Source organism: Bacillus sp. JJ1127, from assembly GCF_036965845.1.
In the GTDB taxonomy this organism is placed as follows: domain Bacteria; phylum Bacillota; class Bacilli; order Bacillales; family Bacillaceae_G; genus Bacillus_A.
Map to the genome: position 1 here is coordinate 1 of NZ_JBALQK010000052.1, position 4,189 is coordinate 4,189.

A 4,189-nucleotide genomic window follows, 5' to 3' on the forward strand; every position below is an offset into this window, starting at 1 on the left:
GTTAGCTTGATGGCGATGGGGTACTGACGTCAAAATGCAGATTTTATACGCTAAGACAATTTCTAAAAGTGAAATCTCATCTTTGCTACTGTAAAAAAACAACTAGCCCCTCTTGTGGGGGTGCTAGTTGACGTAAAATTCAAAAGCGGAGGTTGGTTAGTAATATTCAACGTTCTTCAATTAATGCTTTAAGTTTTTTCTCATTTATCCCATTTTGACAAAAATTAAATGCGGTTCCTGTAATTCTTTTAGAACGGTCAATAATTTGTCCCAAGTGATATCCGGTATGTTCTACCAAATGATATAAACTATGCATATCAATTTCTTGGGGTGTATTATTTATTAATTCTTGCATTACCAAATTAAATTCATTAAATGTTTCTTCCACTAATTTTTTTAACTCTTCAGGAGGCAAATTTAAATTGGGAAAGTGTTCCTCTATACCTTTATTGAAAGAGGTATGCTTTTGATTAGAAAATCTAATGGAATTTCTCTTAATATGTTCACAGATATGTATGATGATGCTTCCTATTGAATTCAAACTTTCCATTTCTTTGTACCATAGTGCTTCTAAATCAAGTTGTCGAACAGATTCAATTAATTTAGGAAGATAGTGATTGTACATTCTTTGTTGCGAAATTTTTACAAACAACTTCAATGATTGGTTATCACTCATTATTTTTTTCCTCCCAAAAACTTTTCTATATCTTACCATATCAAATCAAAAAAGGTTTTTAAGGATATGATGTATATCGTATTCATGCTCGGTTAACATAACGTCACATTATAGGAATATGAAAAAGGATTTTCGGTTGGAAGATCCTTTTAGCTGCTTGTTCAATTAAAGAAATCCGTTAGTTTAAATAATCCCTTGCGCTTTCCATTGGTCGAAATACTTTTGGTAACCCATTTCATCAGCAGTCATGGTGTATTGCGTATCTCCCAATTTAAAAGTATGAGATCCCGACAAGGCTTCATAGGTTGGAATCCCTTCTACATCCCCGAAAAGCGTTTCGAATGTATTCACATCTACTGATGATTGTGTTGTTCCATCCTCGTAGGTTTCAAGAAGAATGAAATCAACCTCCCCGCCTTGATCTGTATGCCCCTTAAACATTAAACCTGCTTCATTTAATGACAAATATAATTGATTCATACTTAACCTTCACCTCCTATAATTATAGACAATGAAAAAGGATTTTTACTTGAAGAAGAGTGATATAATAATAAAGCCAATTATGATTATAAGAATAAGAATTCCCGTACCTTTCCAACCTAAACTACCAACTAAATCAGTGAGATTTCCATTGTTCGCTTTATTAAAAGCATCGTTCATATTCCCCGTTGGATTGTTTTTCAATTCTTCATGTCTTAATCTCTCTCTTTTTTGTTCAGGAGTTTCTTTGTTATCTTGCACTTAAACACCTCCTGTAAATTAAACAATCATTTCTTTTAAATTTTACCACAAATAACCATTACTCTTGTTGAACTATAACTACCCCGTTAGTTGAATACTCTATGCAAAATCAGTTAACATAACGTACTATTATCAGCAGTAACCAAATCTCAGAAAGCCACTCATACCAATAGTTTTCTAGCTTTCCGTTCCCTTCTCCGTATACAAGATTTCATACATTCCTGTCACAACAGCATTTGGCAGTTCAAACCGTTCTCGTAGCTTGCATGAAATCCTACATATTCTTAGCGTATAATTTCCGTGTTTTATCAGCAGGACCCCCTGCCCATCAACTTAAGAATGGAAACAAACTGGACTTTCGTTTTCGCTTTACAAATTCGAGTTCTCTTGCAAGTTCTTCTAAAAATACAGGTGTAACATATCGTTGTAATTCTTCCGCAAATAGTTATAGTTCATCTTGAATCGAGAGATTCATATAAAAATGACATCCTTACTATTCTCTTTTTATCTAAATTGTACTAAAAAAGTATTGTTTTAGGATACAATAGAGTCAAAAATTACAATATTAAAACAGCCCAGATCATTGGTATTCTAATAAAGGTAGGTAATTTTATGATTCGTGAAGCTGAACCAAAAGATAGTAATGTAATCGAAAATTTATATAAAAAATTAGCACCGCATAGTAAAAACATTAAGGTTTTACCAGAAAGAATTGAGCAGATAAGAAATGATTCGAATAATTTCTTATTTGTCTATGAGGAAGATTGTAAGGTGAAAGGAAGTATATTTATGACCTTTTGTCTTGATCCTGGATACCAATTTAGACCATATACTGTTCTGGAGTATGTAATTGTAAATGAAGATTTTCGAGGTAATGGGATAGGTGAAAAGTTACTAAGACATGTTGAACAAATATCGATTGCAAGGGGACCCACAAGAATTATCTTATTAAGTAGTGCAACTAGAATAGAAGCACATAAATTCTTTGCTAAAAATGGTTATAATGGAACTATCAGTAAGGGTTTCAAGAATTATATACCAATTAATTAAGTTTTATATATAGGTGTTTTTGCCCATCTCCCGAAAAGGAAGACTAAGAAAAAAGATTAATCAAGATGGATTCCGCTCTTTTGGGATGAACTTTCCCATTTTATAAAAAAGTTCGATCAAAAATACTTTGCAAACTTATATTATACGATAAAAAAACGAATCTATTTTGAAAAAAGATTCGTTTTTTTGAATGGACATTCCATTTTTAAAAGATGTTTGATTAAAACCCACTTAGAATTTCTTAATTAAAGGAGATAAAATATCGCAACTTTTTTATAAATACCGTGACTTTATTTAAAAGCGACATTAGAAAGAATAACGTTTTTTTGTACTTAGGGGTAGTGAAAATTCTTAAGTTGATGGGCATGTGGTGAAATCCCTCTTTCACTACATCAGCTATTTTTGCCAAAATACCAGGAAGCAATTGCTAAAAATGAAACTGCAAATACACAAATTTTAGAAACCATTTTCCAAACAATACAGTCATACATGGTAAATCATAAAAAAACGAGTGCTGTAATATCATGGCACCCGTTTTTTTATGATTTACGATTTTCTTTTAACCAATTTATAATAACTTCGAACATAGCAGTATCATACCGCTGTTCTATATTTACTTTCCTTTCACGCAAATCTTTCATTATTTTCATTTCATTTGTTACCACATTTTTTGCCTCTTGCCCTTTCCAAACAAATAATAGTCATGATTCCTCCCCCTTTTGTTATCCAATATTTCGCTGTTTCTCACTTCTTTCCCGCACTTGTCTCCATAATACAATTGAAACACTAGCAAGCATAATTGTTGTAATTACACTTCCCTCAATTCCGAATGCTCCTCCATGTAATGCATCCGGCCCACTCGTTACTGATTTAAAGAGTGGTGTAGAGAATACAGTTGTACCACTTACTGCAAAACCATATACATTGTATTGAGCCCAATTCCATATAGAATGCCAAGCACATATTCCCCAAAGGCTATTCTCTTTTAATACATAAAAAGCCGCAAATACACCAACTAGTATGATATTTGCTATAGAAAGGACTGTAATTCCAGGATTAAGCAAATGAAGAAACCCAAATAAAAAAGAAGTAACAACAACACCAATCCATATGCGACTTCTTACAGATATAGCTGGAAATAGCCAACCCCGTACAACAATTTCTTCTGTGGCACCTTGCACTAAAAATGCTATTAAAGAGCCTAATATCCCCAGTATAACTGTGGGTGTAATATGCTGCATTTGCAACTGTACAACTCCTGTTACAACAAGTAATAATACCGGCACTGATATGAATATAAACCCTATTAAAGCCCCTTTTACATACTTTCTTAAAAATTGTTCTTTCCAAAAGCCTATTGATGAGAACGATCTTTTCTCTATAAACCGAATCCATAAAAATACAATTAAAATTGTTCCCCCAAATGTTAAGATCATCCTTACATTATCATAAATCCCTTTCATAAAAGTCGTTTCTGCTTTCGGCAAAAATAACATAAACAACATAAACAACTCACCGAAAGTTAAAAATACAACCGATAATATTACTGCAAGAATTGGATGTACTTTCTTTCGACCTGACTTTGCTGCTTCAATGATTTTGAATTGATTATTACTCAAGACTTTTACCTCCTCGTGTTATTTATTTTAAATTACATCCACTTTTTTCCATTACATTTCAATTTTACCATCCAAATGTTTTTCATGCACCCATATATAATCT

At 32.5% G+C, this 4,189-nt stretch carries 6 protein-coding genes; 1 reads left to right on the top strand and 5 read right to left on the bottom strand.

What is annotated here, in order from left to right; genetic code table 11:
• Positions 1 to 166: 166 nt before the first annotated feature.
• From V7183_RS06910 to V7183_RS06920, 3 genes are all read right to left on the bottom strand, one after another.
• The gene (locus V7183_RS06910) at positions 167 to 658 is read right to left on the bottom strand and encodes a hypothetical protein (protein ID WP_335359047.1); all 492 of its coding nucleotides are present in this window, start codon (positions 656 to 658) and stop codon (positions 167 to 169) included.
• Between the two features lie 201 nt (positions 659 to 859).
• Entirely contained in the window at positions 860 to 1,156 is a 297-nt protein-coding gene (locus V7183_RS06915) for a hypothetical protein (RefSeq protein ID WP_335359042.1), read from the bottom strand.
• Between the two features lie 45 nt (positions 1,157 to 1,201).
• On the bottom strand, positions 1,202 to 1,417 hold the full coding sequence (locus tag V7183_RS06920) for a DUF6366 family protein (RefSeq protein WP_335359043.1): 216 nt from the start codon (positions 1,415 to 1,417) through the stop codon (positions 1,202 to 1,204).
• 612 nt (positions 1,418 to 2,029) lie between these two features.
• On the opposite strand from V7183_RS06920, the gene V7183_RS06925 reads away from it, so the two are divergent.
• Positions 2,030 to 2,467: a GNAT family N-acetyltransferase gene (locus V7183_RS06925; protein WP_335359044.1), complete on the top strand. Its 438-nt coding sequence runs from the start codon at positions 2,030 to 2,032 to the stop codon at positions 2,465 to 2,467.
• 539 nt (positions 2,468 to 3,006) lie between these two features.
• Here the strand turns inward: V7183_RS06925 and V7183_RS06935 are convergent.
• Positions 3,007 to 3,132: a hypothetical protein gene (locus tag V7183_RS06935; protein ID WP_335359045.1), complete on the bottom strand. Its 126-nt coding sequence runs from the start codon at positions 3,130 to 3,132 to the stop codon at positions 3,007 to 3,009.
• Positions 3,133 to 3,189: 57 nt separating this feature from the next.
• Positions 3,190 to 4,086 (bottom strand): CPBP family intramembrane glutamic endopeptidase, encoded by an 897-nt coding sequence (locus tag V7183_RS06940; protein WP_335359046.1) that lies wholly within the window; start codon positions 4,084 to 4,086, stop codon positions 3,190 to 3,192.
• Positions 4,087 to 4,189 lie beyond the last annotated feature (103 nt).

Excerpts from the sequence above, each read along its gene's own strand:
- V7183_RS06915 (WP_335359042.1), bottom strand. The coding sequence starts at position 1,156 with ATGAATCAATTATATTTGTCATTAAATGAAGCAGGTTTAATGTTTAAG.
- V7183_RS06925 (WP_335359044.1), top strand. The coding sequence starts at position 2,030 with ATGATTCGTGAAGCTGAACCAAAAGATAGTAATGTAATCGAAAATTTA.